The following is a 17,925-nucleotide window of genomic DNA, read 5'->3' as shown; positions in this document are numbered from 1 at the left end:
GAAACATGTCATACAGGTTTTGGGCAAATGGTAAGCGATCGCAGCATAGGGCCTGACGAGACAAATCCCGGGCTGGTGAGCGCCGCCATTCAGGCCATCACCCAACACATCCGCGTTGAAGGCCTTGGCCCTGGCGACCTCTTGCCCAGTGAAGCCGACATGACCCGCAAGCTCAGTGTCTCGCGCACGGTGGTGCGGGAGGCGTTTCGGTCGCTGTCGGCGATGCGCCTGATCGACATGAGCGCCGGGCGGCGCGCCAGCGTTGCCAAGCTCGACATTGGCGCGATGTCGATGGTGATCGAGCACGGCGTCACGACCGAACAGATCAGCATCCAGCAGGTCTATGATGTGCGCCGCACCATCGAAATGCGCACGGTGGCGCTGGCCGCGCTCCGGCGGACCGACGCGGAGGCGGCTGACGTTCAGAAATGCGCGCAGCTGATGCGCGAGAATTACCGTGCGCCGGAGATCGTCATGGAACACGACATCGCATTCCATGAAGCGATCGCGCGGGCCTCTCACAACCCGGTGTTTTCGTTGATCATCAACGCCTTCAGCGGCGTCACGCGACGCACCTGGGTGATCGGCTGGCGTACGCGTGCAACCGAGGAAGAGCAGATCAAGATGATCGAGGGGCACGCGGATATTGCTCGGGCGATCATCGCGGGGAACCCGCAACTCGCCGCCGAACATATGGCCGCGCATTTCGACAAAAGCGTCAAGGCATTGATCGACGCGGGGATCGCATGAAAATCCGCTCGCTTGAGACCATTCGTATCGAAGAGCGGCCCAATCTGCTCTGGATCGAGGTGCATACCGACGAGGGCATCACCGGCCTTGGCGAAACCTTTTTCTTGGCCCGCACGGTCGAGGAATATGTCCATGAATATGTCGCGCCGCGCGTGATCGGCCGCGATCCACTGCAGATCGATCTGCTTTCCGCGGACCTGGTCGGCTATCTCGGTTTCCGCTCAAGCGGGGTCGAAGTCCGCGGCAATTCCGCCTTCGACATCGCGCTCTGGGATATTTTCGGCAAGGCCATGAACCAGCCGATCGCGCAACTCCTGGGAGGCTTTTCGCGGCAGTCCATCCGTACCTACAACACCTGCGCCGGCACCGAATACATCAAGGACGGCAAGGGGCAGACCACCGCGAATTATGGTCTCGGCACAAGGCAAGGCTACGACGACCTGAACGGGTTTCTCCACCGCGCCGACGAATTGGCAGCGGAGCTGCTCGAGGATGGCATAACGGCCATGAAGATCTGGCCTTTCGACCATGCCGCCGAGAAAAGCCGAGGGCAAGACATCAACGCCGGCGACCTGAAAGCCGCGCTGCAACCCTTCGAGAAGATCCGCAAAGCTGTCGGTGACAAGATCGACATCATGGTCGAGTTCCACTCCATGTGGCAGCTCTTGCCCGCGATCAAGATTGCCAAGGCGCTCGGGCCTTACGGCACGTACTGGCATGAGGATCCCATCCGCATGGACAGCCTCGCCGATCTCAAGCGCTATGAGGCCGCGAGCCCGGCACCGATCTCGGCGTCGGAAACCTTGGGCAGTCGCTGGGCATTCCGCGACCTTCTGGAGACCGGCGCCGCAGGCATCGTCATGCTGGACATTTCCTGGTGCGGCGGGCTTTCCGAAGCACGCAAGATCGCGGCGATGGCTGAGGCCTGGCATTTGCCGGTCGCGCCGCACGACTGCACCGGGCCGGTGGTTCTGGCGGCGTCCACGCATTTGTCCCTCAACGCGCCCAACGCACTCGTACAGGAGAGTGTGCGGGCATTTTACAGGACCTGGTATCGCGACCTCGTGACCGCGCTACCGGAAGTCAAGGACGGCATGATCACCGTGCCGCCTGGCCCCGGCCTCGGGCTGGAACTCAATCCCGACCTCGGTCGGGCCTACACCGTCCATCGCCGCGTCTCCGACAAGGCGGACATCTGAAGAACACCAACGGGAGGATTAGTAATGAAACGACTGACTGCAACGCTTTTGCTCGCGACGACACTGTTCGCCGGGCCTTCCGTCGCCAGCGCCGACGGGCTCAACATCGTCTTCACGCACCATTCGTCGGCCTCGAACACCTTCTGGCAGGCGGTGAAAAAGGGCTTTGACGATGCCTGCGGCAAGGTCGAGGCCAAGTGCAACATGATTTTCACCCAGACCGAAGGCTCGGTCGAGCAGCAACTCGCCAACATGCGCGCCGCGCTTGCGGCAAAGCCGGATGCGCTGCTGACCTCGATTGTCGACAACAAGGCGTTCGACGACGTCATCAAGGAAGCGCGAGATGCCGGTGTGTTGGTGATTGCCGTCAATGTGGATGACACCGAGGGCGCCAAGGGCAATGCGCGGCAGGCCTTCATAGGGCAGGGTTTCAAGCCGGCGGGCTATTCGCTCGGCAAGGCGATTTCCGAGAGCTTCCCGAAAGAGGGGGCAATCAAGGTTCTGGTCGGCATTTCCGCACCCGGCCAGAACTGGTCCGAAAGCCGCGGCGCAGGCGTGATGCAGTTCCTGGAAGAGTACAAGGCGGCCCACCCCGACCGCCAGGTCTCGTGGGAGCGGATCGACAGCGGAACGGACCTCGCGATCACGTCCGATCGTGTCGGCGCCTATCTCAATGCGCATCCCGACACCACAGCCTATTTCGACACCGGCTTCTGGTGCGCGGGCGTAGCGCGGTCGCTGCAGGATCGCGGCGTCGCGCCGGGCAAGATCCTCCTTGGCGGGTTCGATCTGGTGCCGGAAGTCCTGCAGCAGATGCAGAAGGGCTACGTACAGGCTTTGGTGGACCAACAGCCCTACATGCAGGGCTTCATGCCGGTCATGGAAGCCTACCTGAACAAGAAGGTAGGTCTGGCGCCCTCCGACATCGATACGGGTCAAGGCATCGTGCGCCCGAATCAGGCCGACGCGATCATGACACTTTCATCGCAAGGCCTGCGTTAAGCCCACGCGCGCCATGTGTTCACCCGGCGGTGTTCGCACCGCCGGGTGGTCCCTTGCCTCGAATTCCTGGAGCCTGCCTTGAAACGCCTCTTCAAGACCTATCTGGAAAAGCCGGAACTGGCGGGACTGATCCTGCTGGTGCTTCTGGTGGTGATTTTCGAGATCCGCTCGAATGGCGTGTTCCTCAACCAGGATAACCTTCGCGGCATGCTCGGCATTCTGCCGGAAACGGGCCTCGTCGCCATCGGCGTCACCATCTTGATGATCAGCGGCGAGTTCGACCTTTCGGTTGGATCGGTGTTTGCCCTGATGCCGATGTGCATGGCGGTCCTCATGGTCGAAGGGGTGCCTTTCCCGCTTGCCTTGCTGGCCGGGCTTGTCGTTTGCGCGGTGATCGGATTTATCAACGGCTATGTGACGATCTGGTTCGAGATCCCGAGCTTCATCACCACGCTCGGCATGCTTTTCATCGCCCGGTCGCTGACGATCGTCGTCTCGGGCGGGTTTCCACCCTTGCTTCCCGCCGATCTTCCGAACTGGCTGTTCACTTCGTTCGTCGGCCCCGGCAACATGTTCCGCATGTCGTTCCTGTGGTTTGCGGGAATTGCCCTGCTGACGTCACTGATGCTTTCCAGAACCAATTTCGGCAATTGGATAAAGGCCACCGGCGGCTTCCACCCGGCTGCCGCCTCCATGGGCATCCCGACCGCGAGAGTAAAACTCGCATGCTTCGTGCTTTGCTCGATGCTGTCGGGCTTCGCCGGCATGTTGCAAGTGCTGAGGCTGGGCTCTCCCTTGCCTTCCATCGGCGAAGGCCTGGAGCTCCAGGCGGTGGCCTCGGCGGTCATCGGCGGCGCGTCGCTCGCAGGCGGCATCGGTACCGTCGCTGGCGGCATCATCGGCACAATCCTCATCCGCATCATCGACAACGGGCTGGTGCTCTCCAATGTCGACGCGAACTGGTTCAAATTCGCGATCGGCTTCCTGACCATTTTCGCCGTCGTCGCCAACGCCTGGATGCGCAAGCGCGCCAAGGCCATCAAGATGGAGGGCTGAGCCATGGAAGACGCAATCATCTCCGTCCGCAATCTTCACAAATGGTATTCCGGCGTCCATGCGTTGAAGGGCGTGAGCCTCGACCTGAAGCGAGGCGAGGCACTTGGGCTGGTCGGCGACAACGGTGCCGGCAAATCGACGCTCATCAACATTCTGTCAGGCGTCCACACCGCCGACGAGGGCGAGATCCTGGTCGAAGGCAGACCAGTGCGAATCGCCAGGCCGCGCGACGCGATGAACCTCGGTATCGAGACCATCTACCAGTACAATTCGATGGTCCCCACCATGTCGATCGCCAGGAACCTGTTTATCGGCCGCGAACCGACGCTGTTTTCCGTATTCGGCGTCGGCATCCTGGATCAAAAGCAGATGGCCAGCGAGAGCATCAAGGCGATCGCCAATGTCGACCTGCATCTGCGCTCGCCCGACGCACTGGTCGGTGAATTGTCAGGCGGCCAGCGGCAGGGCGTCGCCATCGCGCGAGCCATGCATTTCAAGTCGAAGGTGATGATCCTCGACGAGCCGACCAATCACCTTTCGGTCAAGGAGACCAGCAAGGTCATCGGCTTTGTGCGTGGATTGAAGGCGCAAGGGGTGACCGGCGTTTTCATCAGCCACAACATGCATCACGTTTTTGATTGCTGTGATCGTGTGGTCGCGATGGCGCGCGGCGAGGTCGTTCTCGACAAGCGCATCGAGGAAACCTCCATCGATGAAGTTCACAACGTGCTTTGAGGAGCGGGAACGGTGATGACGAACCTTTCCGGTAAAGTCGTGCTCCTGACGGGTGGTCTGGGTTCGCTCGGCCGCGCCCAGGCTGCCGCGCTTGCCCGCGCTGGCGCGCGCGTGCTTCTGCTTGACCGGCCGGAGAATGCGGAAGGGCCTAAGATCGCGGCGGAATTGGCGGCGACAAACAAAGGTACGATCGTCTATGTCGGTTGCGACTTGAACCAGCTGGCCGAAGCCGAGGCAGCGGTCAAGGCGCTCGCCGACGAAGAAGGCACGATCGATATTCTGATCAACAACGCGGCGCTCATCATCAACCGTCCGTTCGAGGAATTCTCACTTGGCGAGTACGAGGACCAGATCCGTGTGAATTCGTCAGCCGCCTTCGCGCTGGCGCGCGCTTGCGCGCCTGGCATGAAGAGGAAGGGCCAGGGCAGGATCGTCAATTTCTGCTCGGTGACGCTGAACGGCCGCTGGGACGGCTACGTGCCCTATGTGGCCTCGAAGGGAGCCATGCTGGGACTCACCAAGTCGCTGGCGCGGGAATTGGGACCACACGGCATCACCGTGAACGCGGTGTCGCCAGGCGCCGTCGTTTCCGAGGCAGAGGAGCGCGTCTTCGGAGAACGGCTCGAGGAATACAACGACTGGATCCTTACCAACCAATGCCTGAAGCGACGCATCGAGCCGCAGCATATCGCCGATCTCGTGCTGTTCCTCGTCTCCCCGGCCTCGGACATGATCAGCGGTCAGAACATCAACATCGATGGCGGATGGTAGCCATAGCGGCCCTTCAATGACAAATGGCGATGAGATCGAACTTGCCGACGGGCGTGCAAGCCTTGTGGTGTGTCCCCGCGAGGGCGCCGCCATCCTGCGCTACGACGCTCTCCGCCCCGGCCGAGCACCTACGCCTCTGCTTGAGCCATCGAGAGGCCTGCTGAAGTTCGGGTCTCAACTGTTGGCTCCCTGGTCAAACCGCATTTCCGGTGGAGGCTTCGAGTTTGACGGGCGCTTCCATGCGATAGAGCCCAATGTCGAAGGCGAGCGGTTCCCACTCCACGGCGACGCATTTCAAAGACCGTGGCGGTTGACGAGGCGAACCGGCACTGAAATCGAGCTGGCTCTGGAGGATGGGGCGATCGGACCCTACCGCTACCATGCAAGCGTCCGCTATGCATTGGAGGAAGGCGCGCTGTCCGCCGTGCTGGCTGTCGAAAACCGAGCCGCCATCCGCCTGCCCTACGGGCTCGGCTTCCACCCCTGGTTTCCGCGCCGCCCGCGCACTCTGCTGCAAGCATCGGCGCACAGTGTCTGGTTGGAAGACGAACGACACCTGCCGACGGGGGTGGTGCCGCTGGCCTCCCGGCCGGACTGGGACTTTTCGCAAGCCGCGCCGCTTCCCGACGCCTGGGTCAACAATGCCTTCGAAGGCTGGAACGGGCACGCCTCGATCATCCAGCCGGACGACGCCATCGCCCTCACGGTCGAGGCGTCGCCCTCGCTGAATGTCTTCGTCCTCTATTCACCGGCACGAGACGCTGATTTCTTCTGCTTCGAACCCGTTTCACATGTGGTGGACGCCCATCACGGCAGCGGCCTGACGACGCTGGAAAAAGGCGGATCGACAAGCGCGCATTTGCGGTTACGCTGGGGTGAGCTATAGCGCCAGATCGGAAGTCGCGAAGCGGTGCAGTGGCATGGTGGCAAAGGCCATTTCCGTTGATCGTCCGTCGCTTGGCACATGCTGCTTCAGGGCGTGTCGGCTTGAAGAGGCCATGCGCACCTCATAACATCGAACCATCCTGCGCAATAACGAGAGTGCAATGACAAACATGACGTTTCTGCCTGACGATGGCGTCTTTCTCGGCCGCGCTCGATCACCGGCTGTGCCCCATCCCCTGGTGGTCACGGTGCGTGACGGCACCGTCTTCGACATTACGTCGAGCGAGGCGCCGACCGTGCGGGACATCTGCGAGATGGCCGATCCGGCAGGGCATGTGCGCTCGGCCAAGGGCAAGCCGATCGGCTCGCTCGACGACATCGCGGCCAATAGTTTTGCAGCCGGGCGCGATCAGGCCAAACCCTATCTCCTCTCCCCGGTCGACCTGCAGGCGGTCAAGGCGTCGGGCGTCACCTTCGTCGTCAGCCTGCTAGAGCGGGTGATCGAGGAACAGGCGCGCGGCTCGGCGGAAAAGGCCGACGCCATCCGCGCCGACATTGCCGGGCTGATCGGCCACGATTTGTCGAAGCTCAAGCCCGGTTCGCCGGAAGCCATGGAGATCAAGGCCAAGCTGATCGCGCGCGGCGCCTGGTCGCAATATCTGGAAGTCGGCATCGGCCCCGATGCTGAGATCTTCACCAAGTGCCAGCCAATGGCGTCGGTCGGCTTCGGCGCCGATGTCGGCCTGCACCCGGTGTCGACCTGGAACAATCCGGAGCCGGAGATCGCCATGGTCGCCGCCTCGAGCGGCAGCATCGTCGGCGCCACCATCGGCAACGATGTCAATTTGCGCGACGTCGAAGGGCGTTCCGCTTTGCTGCTCGGCAAGGCCAAGGACAACAATGCTTCGGCCTCGCTTGGACCCTTCATCCGCCTGTTCGACGACACCTTCTCGATCGACGACGTGAAGAAGGCGGTCGTGCGCCTCAAGGTCGAGGGCGAGGATGGCTTTTCGCTGGAGGGCGCAAGCTCGATGGCCGAGATCAGCCGTTCGCCCGAAGAGCTCGTTGCCGCCGCGATGGGTCCGCACCACCAGTATCCGGACGGGCTGGCGCTCTATCTCGGCACCATGTTCGTGCCGTCGAAGGACCGCGGCGAGAAGGGCAAGGGGTTTACCCACAAGGTCGGCGACATCGTCACCATCTCATCGGAAAAATTCGGCGCGCTGGTCAACCGGGTGCGGCTGTCGCCCGACTGCCCGCACTGGACCTACGGCGCCAGCCATCTCATGCGTGACCTGGCAAAGGCCGATCTGATCTAGACTCTATCCAAAACGCCATGACCTTGCTTGGCGTGGATGCCATCTGGGCCGCCTTCACCACCGGTGCTCCGGTCGTGCTTGCCTTGGCGATCGACCGGCTGCGACGCCGCTGGCGCGCCGGACACAGCGCGGACAATCCGCCCGGCTGAGCCTCGCCGCCAATCATCCGACCGCTCCTGAAAAATCACCCCGACTGATGCAATCTGATGGGACCGTTGATGGCGTCGCGTCAGGCGCCAACTACATCTGCAGATGGAGGCTTGCCATCCGTCGAAAAAGGGAATGCTCTGAGGCATCCGAGCGGCGCTGGCAAAAGACGCAATCCGGCCGACGCCGGAACAGGGACGGATCATCTTCAACCGGGAGGAAATCAAATGCTGACAAGACTGAGACTTGTGCTCTACGGCCTTTTGGTCGCGCTGACGGTCATTCCGGCAGCCGCGCAGGCCAAGACCTTCTACTGGATTTCGCATGGCGGCCCCGCCGACCCGGTCTGGACCTACTTCCTGGCCGGGGCCAAGCAATGGGCCAAGGACACCGGCAACACCGTCAACACCTCGTTCCACAATGGCGATGTTGCCTCCCAGCAGGAAGCGGTTCGCGCCGCCCTCTCGGCCAAGGCCGACGGCATCGTCACCACCAGCCCCGATCCGGGCAGCCTCGTCGAGATCGTCAAGGAAGCCCGCGCGGCCAACGTCCCGATCATCAACTTCAATACGCCCGATCCAAAAGCCAACTTCAATGCCTATGTCGGCGGCGACAACGTCACCTTCGGAAAGCATTGGGCGCAGTATCTGGTCGACAAGGGCCTGGTGAAGAAGGGCGACTTCGTCTGGATGCCGGTCGAGGTCCCCGGCGCCACCTATGGCGTCCAGGAAGAGGAAGGCATCAAGAGCGTCTTCGGACCGCTCGGCATCACCTATGAAGTGACCGAAGCGACGCTCGACCAGGCCGAGGTGATCAATCGCATGGTCGACTACCTCACCGCCCACAAGGGCAAGGTTAAGGCCGTTATCGGGCTGGGCGACCTCGTCACCGGCTCGATCAAGCGGGTGTTCGACCAGGTCGGCGTCAAGCCGGGTGAAATCCCTGTTGTCGGCTGGGGCAACTCGCTCGACACTACCCAGGAGGTTCTGAACGGCTACGTCAATGCCGGCCAGTGGCAGGACCCGCAGGCGACCAGCTATGTCGCGCTGTCGCTCGCCAACATGGCGGCGTCAGGCATTCCCCCGGGCTTCAACGTCATCACCGGCGCGCTTTACGAGAAGGACACCGCCGGCATCTACGACAAGATCCTGTCCGGCAAATAAACCGCGGTCCCTGGCGCCGCACCCATCTGGCACGCGGCGCCAGATATCTGCTTGCGCCGCGACCATCCATCCGAGGCGGTGGAGATCGCGGCCCTTCCAACCATGTCGCGGGTTCCCAGTGGAAAATCATTCGCTTGTCCAACGCCTGATTGCGCGGCCCGAATTCGGTCCCTTCGTGCTGCTCATCGTCGAGATCGGCGTTTTCTGGGGCTTCAACCACGACTTCCTGTCGCCGCAGAACATCTCCAACACGCTGGCCTTCACGGTCGAGCTCGGCCTGATCGCGCTGGCGATGACCTTGCTGATGACATCAGGCGAATTCGACCTGTCCGTCGGATCCCTGTTCGGCTTCTCGCCAGTGCTGATGTGGACGCTGTTCAACGGCGGCGTCACCTCGCTGGAGATGGGCTTCGTCGTCGCGCTGGTGGTTGCCGCCTTGATCGGTCTGGTCAATGGCTGGTTCGTCACGCAGCTCAAGATCCCGTCCTTCCTGGTGACGCTCGGCATGCTGCTGGTGGTGCGCGGCAGTGCGCTTTTCATCACCGACGGTTTTCCGCAGCGCACCTGGAGCGCCGAGGGCAGCTGGCTGGCGGAAGCGCTGGTCGGCGACTTCTTCATCGGGCCGTTCCGCATCTACATGTCGCTGTTCTGGTTCATCGCCGCGGCGATCGCGCTCGGCTATGTGCTGACGCAAAGCCGGACCGGCAACTGGATCCAGGCGGCGGGCGGCAATCCCAACGCGGCGCGTGCCCGCGGCGTCAATGTCAACCGCGTCAAGATCGGCCTGTTCGTGCTGTCGTCGCTCATGGCCTCGCTGGCCGGCGTCATCTCCTCGCTGCGCACGTCGGCCGCCAATCCCAACAGCGGCACCGGCTACGAACTCGAAGTCATCGCCATGGTGGTGATCGGCGGCACGGCGCTGACCGGCGGACGCGGGACCATCATCGGCACCGTGCTCGGCATCCTAATCCTGCGCGTGATGCGCAACGGCATCGTGCTGATCGGCGTGCCCGGTCTTGCCTACAATATCTTCATCGGCGCGATCATCCTTGGCATGATGGCGCTCCACTCATGGCTGGAACGCCGGCACCAGGCAGGGACTTGAACCATGGCCGAGCCATTGATCCGCATGCAGAACATCCGCAAGTCCTACGGCCGCGTGCAGGCGCTTGTGGACGCTAATTTCCATGTCAACGAGCGGGAGATCGTCGGCCTGCTCGGCGACAATGGCGCCGGCAAGTCGACGCTGATCAAGGTCTTGTCGGGCGCGGTGCCGCTGACCAGCGGCGACATCTTCATCCGCGGCAAGAAGGTCACCTTGCGCAGCACCAGCGATGCCATCGCGCAGGGCATCGAAACGATCTACCAGGATTCCGCGCTGGTCACGCAACTGTCGATCGCCCGCAATCTGTTCCTCGGGCGCGAGCCGATCAAGCCGCCGCGTTTCCTCAACCGCATGGACCAGGAGGCGATGAACAACGTCGCCCGCGACCTGCTCAAACAGGTCGGCATTTCGAAGAACATTCCACCGACGACGCCGATCGGCTCGCTCTCCGGCGGCGAGCGCCAGGCGGTGGCGATCGCGCGCGCCATGCATTTCGACAGCGACCTCATCATCCTCGACGAGCCGACCAACAATCTCGGCGTCGCCGAAACACAAGGGGTGCTTAGCTTCGTGCGCAGCGCCCGCGATTCCGGCCATTCCTGCATTTTCATCGCGCACAACATCCATCACGTCTTCCAGGTGGTCGACCGCATCGTCGTCATGCGCCGGGGCAAGGTGGTCGCCGACGACATCGACCCGAAGAAGACAACCGTGACGGAGGTCGAACGGATCATCACCGGCATGTCGGACAAGGAAATCCGCGACGCCGTCGCCGACGGCAGGCCGTCGCACTGAGGACGGGCGGATCCGTCTTGCCGAAGCGGCTCAATGCGCATGGCGGCGATGGGTGTCAATCACCCGTCCGTCGGATCGCATCGGCTGCGAAATCACTTATCTGGCGCGTCATCGCATCGGCGCGTAGGGTTGCGGCATGAAGGCCACCGTCTCCGACATCGCCAGGAATTGCGGGCTGTCGACCGCGACGGTCGACAGGGTGCTCAACAACCGGCCGGGCGCCAGCGCCGCCAACCGGCAACGCGTGATGGAAGCCGCCAAACAGCTCGGCTATCTGCCGGTCGCCGATCAGGTGACGCTTCCCTCCAGACCGGCAAACCTCGAGTTCTTCCTGCCGATCGGCAGCAACGCCTTCATGCAGGATCTGGCAAGGCACATCGAAGACTATGCATCGCGCCTGCCGCTGGTCGCTTCGTGCCGGATCCACAACCTCGCCGGCATCTCGCCGAACGCGCTGCAGAGCGCCGTGGAAAACCTGTCGCTGAAGGCCAATGGCGTCGGTGTCATCGCCATCGACCATCCGCGAACCCGCAACATCCTGCGCGACATCGTCGAAACCGGCATCCGCCTGGTGACGCTGGTGTCCGATATTCCGGCCGCTCCCCGCTCGGCCTATGTCGGCATCGACAACCGGGTTGCGGGCCGAACGGCGGCACTTCTGATGGGTCGCTTCCTCGGCGGCCGCGAAGGCCATCTGGCGATGGTCGTCGGTTCACGCTCCTACCGCGGTCATGAGGAGCGCGAAATGGGCTTTCGCTCCGTGCTTGGCGAGGAGTTTCCCAACCTCGCCGTGACCAGCGCCGTCGAGATCAACGACGAACCGGATGCCAGCTACGCCGAGACCATGAAGGCACTGCACAACGAACCGGAACTGCTCGGCATCTATTGCGTCGGGGCCGGACGCTCCGGTGTTGCCAGAGCCATCCGGGAAGCCAGGCCCAACCGCAAGCCGGTGTTCATCTGCCACGACCTTACAAAGGAGACGCGCGGCTACCTCGTCGACGACCTCGCCGACGTCGTCATCGACCAGAACGCCAGGCTGATCGCCGAACAGTCGGTCATCCGCCTGCTCGGCTCCATCGCCTCATCGGCGCCCTATCTCACCCGGAAATTCATCGAGCCGCGCCTGATTTTCAGGGAAAACGTGCCGGTGCAGTGAAGCGAGACCGCCTGGCAATGCCGGCTTCCTGGATTTGTCTGATAATTGACACGGCAAATCTGCACAGCTGCTATGCACAATTCATTGTTGCCGAATCATTGGGCAACTCGTAGCTTCTGGTTGTCGGCCATCTACTCCTCCCAGATGCGATGCCGACGCTGAATGGGGTGCACCTCCTCCCGCGCCACATTCGAAAATCGAGCCCGCTGCCACCTCCTCCCGGCAGCGGGCTTTTTTCATTCAGCATCGGAAATTCCTGTGCCGCCCGCGCCAAAGGGCGCCGAGCATCGCCTCGGTCATACGACCGGCAGATCGCCAACAGCCGCGGCGGATTTCAACCGGCGGCGGTGCCCCGGAAGGAAACGATCAACCCTTCGGCCATGCGCACGAACTGCGTGCTCGGGCCTTCGGCGCCCACGGTCTGCACGCTGACACGGGCGCCCTCGAACAGCAGCGACAGCGTATCGGCAAGCAGTTCGGCCTGACCGATGCCCGCACCCCGGCAGAGCGCCACCAGGCGTTCGCGCTGGGCTTCCTTGAGCTCCTTGATCACCAGTCTCGCCGGATGGTCCGGCTCAGTCAGCTCAGCGGCGGCATTGGCCATGTCGCAGCCGCGGCCGTCGGCATTGAGCATGGCAGCCGCCTTGCGAACCCAGGCATGCAGCTGCGCGAGCTTGTCGCCGGGGAACTCGGCCTCGAAAGCATCCCACATGGCGCCGGCCTTGGCCGCATTGGCGCGCAGGCACTCGACGATCAGTTCGTCCTTGGATTCAAAGTGACGATAGAGCGTCATCTTGTTCGTGCCGGCAGCTTCGGTGATGGCGTCGACGCCGACGCCCTTGATGCCATGCTTGTGGAACATGTCGCGTGCCGTCTCCAGAATCCGATCCCTGGGACGAGAGCGCTCCACGACGCCGTCTGTCATCATGATCTCCTTTCGTTTCCAAAAAACCCTCGGCCACCTCTTGACTAGGGTGTTACCGGTCTGTAACTTCCAGAATGTTACTTACTGGTAACACCTACGTCGTCCGTCGTCAATAACAAGGCCGTGAACTGGTCCTGCCAGATGAGACGGACGAGAAACTGCCAATCATGCGGCTCCGGCCGGTGAGGAAATGGAAAACGGTTCGCGAGCATGGGCTGCGAATCGACAGACAAGGAGCCGGCCAATGCCACAGCGCCGCGATCTTACCATAGATGAGGCCGTCCGGGATCCGATGATCCGGCTGGTCATGAAGGCAGATGGGGTCGACCCCCGCGCCCTCGAGAAGATGCTTCGTTCGCTTGCCGATGGGCAGCGTCGCGAAGTGCCGTTGCTGCGTTCACGGGAAGCCTCCCGTGACGGGCACGGCCAGTTATCCAGAGTTGCAAGCGCCTTCGGGCGGGCAAGAGCAGCCGGCGAGGCATGTGTGTCGTGGTAAATTTCTTCATTCACCGTCCGATCTTCGCGTCGGCGATCGCCATCATCATGGTGCTCGCCGGGACGATTTGTTATTTCCTGCTGCCGGTCTCGCAGTTTCCAGACATCACGCCGCCCCAGGTCGTGGTCAGCGCCCATTATCCGGGCGCCAGCGCGCAAGTCGTGGCCGACACGGTGACGACGCCGCTGGAGCAGCAGATCAACGGCGTGCAGGGCATGACCTACATGTCGTCGACGAGCTCCAATGACGGCTCCTCGACCATCACCATCACCTTCGATGTCGGCTACTCCCTGAGCACCGCTGCCGTCGACGTCCAGAACCGCGTCTCGCAGGCGGCCTCCTCGCTGCCGGCGATCGTCAACCAGGGCGGCGTGACGATCAAGAAGCAGAACCCGAACTTCGTGCTCATCGTCAACCTCACCTCGCCCGACAAGTCGGTCGATCCGGTGGCGCTGTCGAACCTCGCCTATCTGCAGGTCGTCGATCCGCTGAAGCGGCTGCAAGGCGTCGGCGACGTGCAGATCTTCGGCGAGCGGCGCTATTCGATGCGCGTCTGGCTCGATCCGGACAAGCTTGCCAATCTCGGCATTACCGCCGTCGACGTGCAGAATGCCATCGCCGAGCAGAACGTCCAGGTGGCGGCCGGCAAGATCGGCCAGTCGCCGGCGCCCGCCGGCACCGCCTTCGAGATGCAGGTCAACGCCGTCGGGCGCCTGAGCGACCCGAAGGAATTCGGCGACATCGTCGTGCGCGCCAACACCGACTCCGGCTCGCTGGTGCGGCTGCGCGACGTCGCGCGTATCGAGCTCGGCGCGCTGCAATATTCGTCCTCGGCGTTCTTCGGCAAGGACCCGACGGTGGTTCTCGCCGTCTACCAGATGCCCGGTTCCAACGCGCTCGACCTTCAGCAGCGCGTCAAGGACAAGATGCAGGAACTGTCGGCGCGTTTCCCGAAGGGCGTGTCCTATGCCATGCACTACGACACGACGCGCTTCGTCTCGGCGTCGATGCATGACGTGCTGATCACGCTCGGCGAAGCGCTGGTGCTGGTCGTTGCCGTGGTGTTCATCTTCCTGCAGAGCTGGCGCACGACCATCATCCCGACCATCGCCATTCCGGTGTCGCTGGTGGCGACGCTGGTCGTCATGGAGATGCTGGGCTTCTCGCTCAACATGCTCTCCTTGCTCGGCATGGTGCTGGCGATCGGCCTTGTCGTCGACGACGCCATCGTGGTGGTCGAGAATGTCGAACGACAACTCGAGGCCGGGCTGAAACCATTGGCGGCGACCAAGGCCGCCATGGCCGAAGTCACAGGTCCGATCATCGCCACCACCGCGGTGCTGATGGCCGTCTTCGTGCCGGTTGCCTTCATTCCGGGCGTGTCGGGGCGGCTGTACAACCAGTTCGCGCTGACGGTGGCGATTTCGGTCGGCATCTCGGCCTTCAATTCGCTGACGCTGAGCCCTGCGCTCAGTGCCGCTTTCCTGCGTCATCGCCATGGGCCGCAGTTCTTCCTGTTCCGCTGGTTCAACACCGGCTTCGACAGGCTGTCGCATGCCTATGCCCATGGTGTGCGCTTCCTGATCCGCCTGCGCTGGATCATGCTCGGCCTGTTCGCCGCCGGGTTGGTCGCCACCTATTTCGTCTGGCAGAAACTGCCGTCGACCTTCCTTCCGGTCGAGGACCAGGGCTATTTCTTCGTCGTCATCCAGTTGCCCGACGGTGCCTCGCTCGAGCGCACCGACGCGGTGGCCCAGAAGGCGCGTGACATCCTGCAGGCAACGCCCGGCGTCGACATTGTCGGCTCGATCAGCGGCCTGAACTTCCTGACCAGTGCGGCGCAGTCGAACTCGGCTGTCGAGTTCGCCATCCTAAAACCATGGGAAGAGCGTGGCCCCGACCAGAGCGCATCGAAGCTCGTCGCCGACGTGCGCGGCAAGCTGATGCAGATTCCGGAAGCTTTCGCGCTCTCCTTCGATCCGCCTTCGATCCCGGGCATCGGCACCACGGGCGGCTTCGAATTCGTCGTCGAGGATCTCACCGGTCGCGGCAGCACGGCCCTCAATGACGCGACGCAAGCCGTGATCGCCGAGGCGCGCAAGCAGCCGGAAATCAATCCGCAGCAGTTGTTCTCGCCATTCTCGACCTCGACGCCGCAGTTCAACTACGACCTCGACCGTAGCAAGGCCAAGCTTCTTGGCCTCAACCTGCCCGATGTCTTCAACACGCTGCAGATCTATCTCGGCTCGCTCTACGTGAATGACTTCAACCTGTTCGGCCGCACCTTCCGGGTGACCATCCAGGCCGACAAGGATGCACGTGCCGGCGCCGCCGACATTTCGCGGCTCTATGTACGCAACGCGTCGGGCGGCATGGTGCCGCTCAGCACGCTGGGCAAGCTGGTGCCGTTCGTCGGGCCGGAAACCGTGCCGCACTACAACAACAACGCCTCGGCCTCGATCAATGGCGGTGCCGCGCCGGGCTTCTCCTCGGGCCAGGCTGTCGCTGCCATGGAACGGGCGGCGGCCACCGCGCTCCCCAGGGATTTCGGTTTCGAATGGACCGGCATCACCTTCCAGGAGCTTAAGGCAGGATCCATCGCGTCCGTCGTCTTCGGCCTCGCCATCGTCTTCGTCTTCCTGATCCTGGCGGCGCAATATGAGAGCTGGGCGATGCCGTTCATGGTGCTGCTGGCGGTGCCATTGGCCTTGTTCGGTGCCTTCGCGGCGCTATCGGTGCGCGGCATGCAGATCGACGTCTACTCGCAGATCGGCTTCGTCATGCTGATCGGCCTGGCGGCTAAGAACGCGATCCTGATCGTCGAGTTCGCCAGGCGGCGACGCGAGGAGGGCCTCAGCATCGTCGAGGCGGCGATGGAAGCCGCCCGGCTCAGGCTGCGGCCGATCCTGATGACGGCCTTCGCCTTCATCCTCGGCGTGCTGCCGCTAATGTTCGCCACTGGCGCCGGTGCCGCAAGCCGCCAGTCGATCGGCACCACGGTGTTTGGCGGCATGGTCGCCGCGACCATCCTGTCGCTGGTGTTCGTGCCGGTCTTCTACGCGGTCATCGAACAGTTGCGGGAGCGCCGCGAAAGCGGCGAACCCGCCTCCAGGCATACTGAACCAACTGCCGAACCCGCCTTCCCTCCCCTGGCGGAAGCGGCCGAATAAGATTGGAGAAATATTATGCGTAAATGGAAAATCGCTTTGGGAGCGGCCGTCGCGCTGGGCGCGATCTCCGTGGCCAGCGTCCACCTGCTCGATATGGGCAATCTCAGGCTGAGCACCGGCACGGCCGGTGCGGCAACGCCCGCTCCGGCGGCATTCGTCATGCCGGTGCCGGTGGCGAGCGTGGTCAAGAAGACGATCCCGATCTATCTCGACTATGCCGCCCGCATCGAGCCTATCCGCAGCATCACGCTGCAGGCGCGCGTGCCGGGCTATTTGCAGGAACAGACGGCGCAGGACGGCGCGGATGTGCGGCAAGGCGACCTTCTCTACAGGGTCTCGCCCGACGACTTCCAGGCCGCGCTCGACCAGGCGAAAGCCCAGGTCCAGCGCGATACGGCGACGCTCGACTATGCGCGGTCCAATCTCGGCCGCGGCACCGAGCTCGCCAAGAGCGGTTATCTGGACAAGGACAGCTTCGACCAGCGCACCAGCACCTTGCGCGAAGCGCAGGCGTCGCTGGCGCTTAACCAAGCGGCCGTGCGCACGGCGGAGCTCAATCTGAGCTACGCCGAGATCCATGCGCCGTTCACCGGACGCCTGGGCCGCAACCAGGCTTCGGTCGGAACGCTGGTCAGCGTCGCCGGCACGGTGCTGAACACGCTGGTGCAGCTCGACCCGATCTATGTCACCTTCAATCCGAGCGAGACGGATCTGGCCGAGATCGAGCAGGCCCGCGCGGCCGGCCCGGTCGATGTCGAAGTCCTGCTGCCGGGTCAGACCGAGACCAGCCAGAAGGGCGAACTCACCTTCGTCGACAACACGGTCGACCACTCGACCGGCACCATCACCGCGCGCGCCACCATCGGTAATGCGAAGTTCACGCTCATGCCTGGCCAGTACGTCCGCGTGCGGCTGCACATCAGGCAACAGCCGGACGCGCTGATGGTGCCGCAGACGGCGCTGGGCTCGAGCCAGCTCGGCAAATATCTCTACGTCGTCGGCAAGGGCAACACGGTCGACCAGCGGCTGGTCTCGCTCGGCCCGACCAGCGGTGACCTTGTAGCGATCTTGAGCGGCGTCTCGGAAGGCGACCAGGTGATCACTGGCAATCTGCAGAAGATCGGGCCCGGAATGCCGATCTCGCCACTGCCACAGAAACCGGCTACCTGACTCCCCCGCGGGCCCGGTTTCCGCGCGGCGCCCGCGACCTTCCCACGGGTCGTGGGCGCCGCATTTACAAGCAGGCCG

At 63.1% G+C, this 17,925-nt stretch carries 16 protein-coding genes; 15 read left to right on the top strand and 1 reads right to left on the bottom strand.

The features are described from left to right. Positions 1 to 27: 27 nt before the first annotated feature. From FJV83_RS02655 to FJV83_RS02600, 13 genes are all read left to right on the top strand, one after another. Complete coding sequence (locus tag FJV83_RS02655) at positions 28 to 750, top strand: FadR/GntR family transcriptional regulator (protein WP_095786662.1); 723 nt, start codon at positions 28 to 30, stop codon at positions 748 to 750. Beyond that, a complete protein-coding gene (locus FJV83_RS02650; RefSeq protein ID WP_095771104.1) occupies positions 747 to 1,949 on the top strand; it encodes a mandelate racemase/muconate lactonizing enzyme family protein in 1,203 nt (400 codons plus the stop codon). The genes FJV83_RS02655 and FJV83_RS02650 overlap by 4 nt, the downstream gene beginning before the upstream one ends. A gap of 24 nt (positions 1,950 to 1,973) precedes the next feature. Continuing rightward, complete coding sequence (locus FJV83_RS02645) at positions 1,974 to 2,951, top strand: sugar ABC transporter substrate-binding protein (protein WP_095791273.1); 978 nt, start codon at positions 1,974 to 1,976, stop codon at positions 2,949 to 2,951. 78 nt (positions 2,952 to 3,029) lie between these two features. Beyond that, positions 3,030 to 4,007, top strand: coding sequence for an ABC transporter permease (locus FJV83_RS02640; protein WP_095771106.1), 978 nt, complete (start codon positions 3,030 to 3,032; stop codon positions 4,005 to 4,007). A 3-nt stretch (positions 4,008 to 4,010) separates the two neighbouring features. Beyond that, positions 4,011 to 4,742, top strand: a complete 732-nt coding sequence (locus FJV83_RS02635) for an ATP-binding cassette domain-containing protein (protein WP_095771107.1) — start codon at positions 4,011 to 4,013, stop codon at positions 4,740 to 4,742. 15 nt (positions 4,743 to 4,757) lie between these two features. Then, entirely contained in the window at positions 4,758 to 5,513 is a 756-nt protein-coding gene (locus FJV83_RS02630; protein WP_095771108.1) for an SDR family oxidoreductase, read from the top strand. After that, complete coding sequence (locus FJV83_RS02625; RefSeq protein WP_142884960.1) at positions 5,500 to 6,399, top strand: aldose 1-epimerase; 900 nt, start codon at positions 5,500 to 5,502, stop codon at positions 6,397 to 6,399. The genes FJV83_RS02630 and FJV83_RS02625 overlap by 14 nt, the downstream gene beginning before the upstream one ends. Before the next feature lie 160 nt (positions 6,400 to 6,559). Continuing rightward, on the top strand, positions 6,560 to 7,717 hold the full coding sequence (locus tag FJV83_RS02620; protein WP_095771110.1) for a fumarylacetoacetate hydrolase family protein: 1,158 nt from the start codon (positions 6,560 to 6,562) through the stop codon (positions 7,715 to 7,717). A gap of 17 nt (positions 7,718 to 7,734) precedes the next feature. Then, complete coding sequence (locus tag FJV83_RS37505) at positions 7,735 to 7,866, top strand: hypothetical protein (RefSeq protein ID WP_280951219.1); 132 nt, start codon at positions 7,735 to 7,737, stop codon at positions 7,864 to 7,866. Positions 7,867 to 8,091: 225 nt separating this feature from the next. Continuing rightward, complete coding sequence (locus tag FJV83_RS02615) at positions 8,092 to 9,027, top strand: substrate-binding domain-containing protein (RefSeq protein ID WP_095771111.1); 936 nt, start codon at positions 8,092 to 8,094, stop codon at positions 9,025 to 9,027. A 118-nt stretch (positions 9,028 to 9,145) separates the two neighbouring features. Continuing rightward, positions 9,146 to 10,132 (top strand): ABC transporter permease, encoded by a 987-nt coding sequence (locus FJV83_RS02610; protein WP_095771112.1) that lies wholly within the window; start codon positions 9,146 to 9,148, stop codon positions 10,130 to 10,132. A gap of 3 nt (positions 10,133 to 10,135) precedes the next feature. Continuing rightward, on the top strand, positions 10,136 to 10,927 hold the full coding sequence (locus FJV83_RS02605) for an ATP-binding cassette domain-containing protein (protein WP_095771113.1): 792 nt from the start codon (positions 10,136 to 10,138) through the stop codon (positions 10,925 to 10,927). A 136-nt stretch (positions 10,928 to 11,063) separates the two neighbouring features. Continuing rightward, complete coding sequence (locus tag FJV83_RS02600) at positions 11,064 to 12,086, top strand: LacI family DNA-binding transcriptional regulator (protein ID WP_142884959.1); 1,023 nt, start codon at positions 11,064 to 11,066, stop codon at positions 12,084 to 12,086. A gap of 334 nt (positions 12,087 to 12,420) precedes the next feature. On the opposite strand, the gene FJV83_RS02590 is transcribed toward FJV83_RS02600, so the two are convergent. Continuing rightward, complete coding sequence (locus tag FJV83_RS02590; RefSeq protein WP_095771432.1) at positions 12,421 to 13,011, bottom strand: TetR/AcrR family transcriptional regulator; 591 nt, start codon at positions 13,009 to 13,011, stop codon at positions 12,421 to 12,423. 480 nt (positions 13,012 to 13,491) lie between these two features. On the opposite strand from FJV83_RS02590, the gene FJV83_RS02580 reads away from it, so the two are divergent. Beyond that, positions 13,492 to 16,677: a multidrug efflux RND transporter permease subunit gene (locus FJV83_RS02580; protein ID WP_179295771.1), complete on the top strand. Its 3,186-nt coding sequence runs from the start codon at positions 13,492 to 13,494 to the stop codon at positions 16,675 to 16,677. Positions 16,678 to 16,692: 15 nt separating this feature from the next. Beyond that, positions 16,693 to 17,847: an efflux RND transporter periplasmic adaptor subunit gene (locus FJV83_RS02575; protein ID WP_142884958.1), complete on the top strand. Its 1,155-nt coding sequence runs from the start codon at positions 16,693 to 16,695 to the stop codon at positions 17,845 to 17,847. Positions 17,848 to 17,925: the final 78 nt, after the last annotated feature.

Source organism: Mesorhizobium sp. WSM4307, from assembly GCF_007003945.1.
GTDB lineage: Bacteria > Pseudomonadota > Alphaproteobacteria > Rhizobiales > Rhizobiaceae > Mesorhizobium.
Note: the sequence above shows the minus strand (reverse complement) of the source record. Positions and strands in the feature narration are given on the sequence as shown.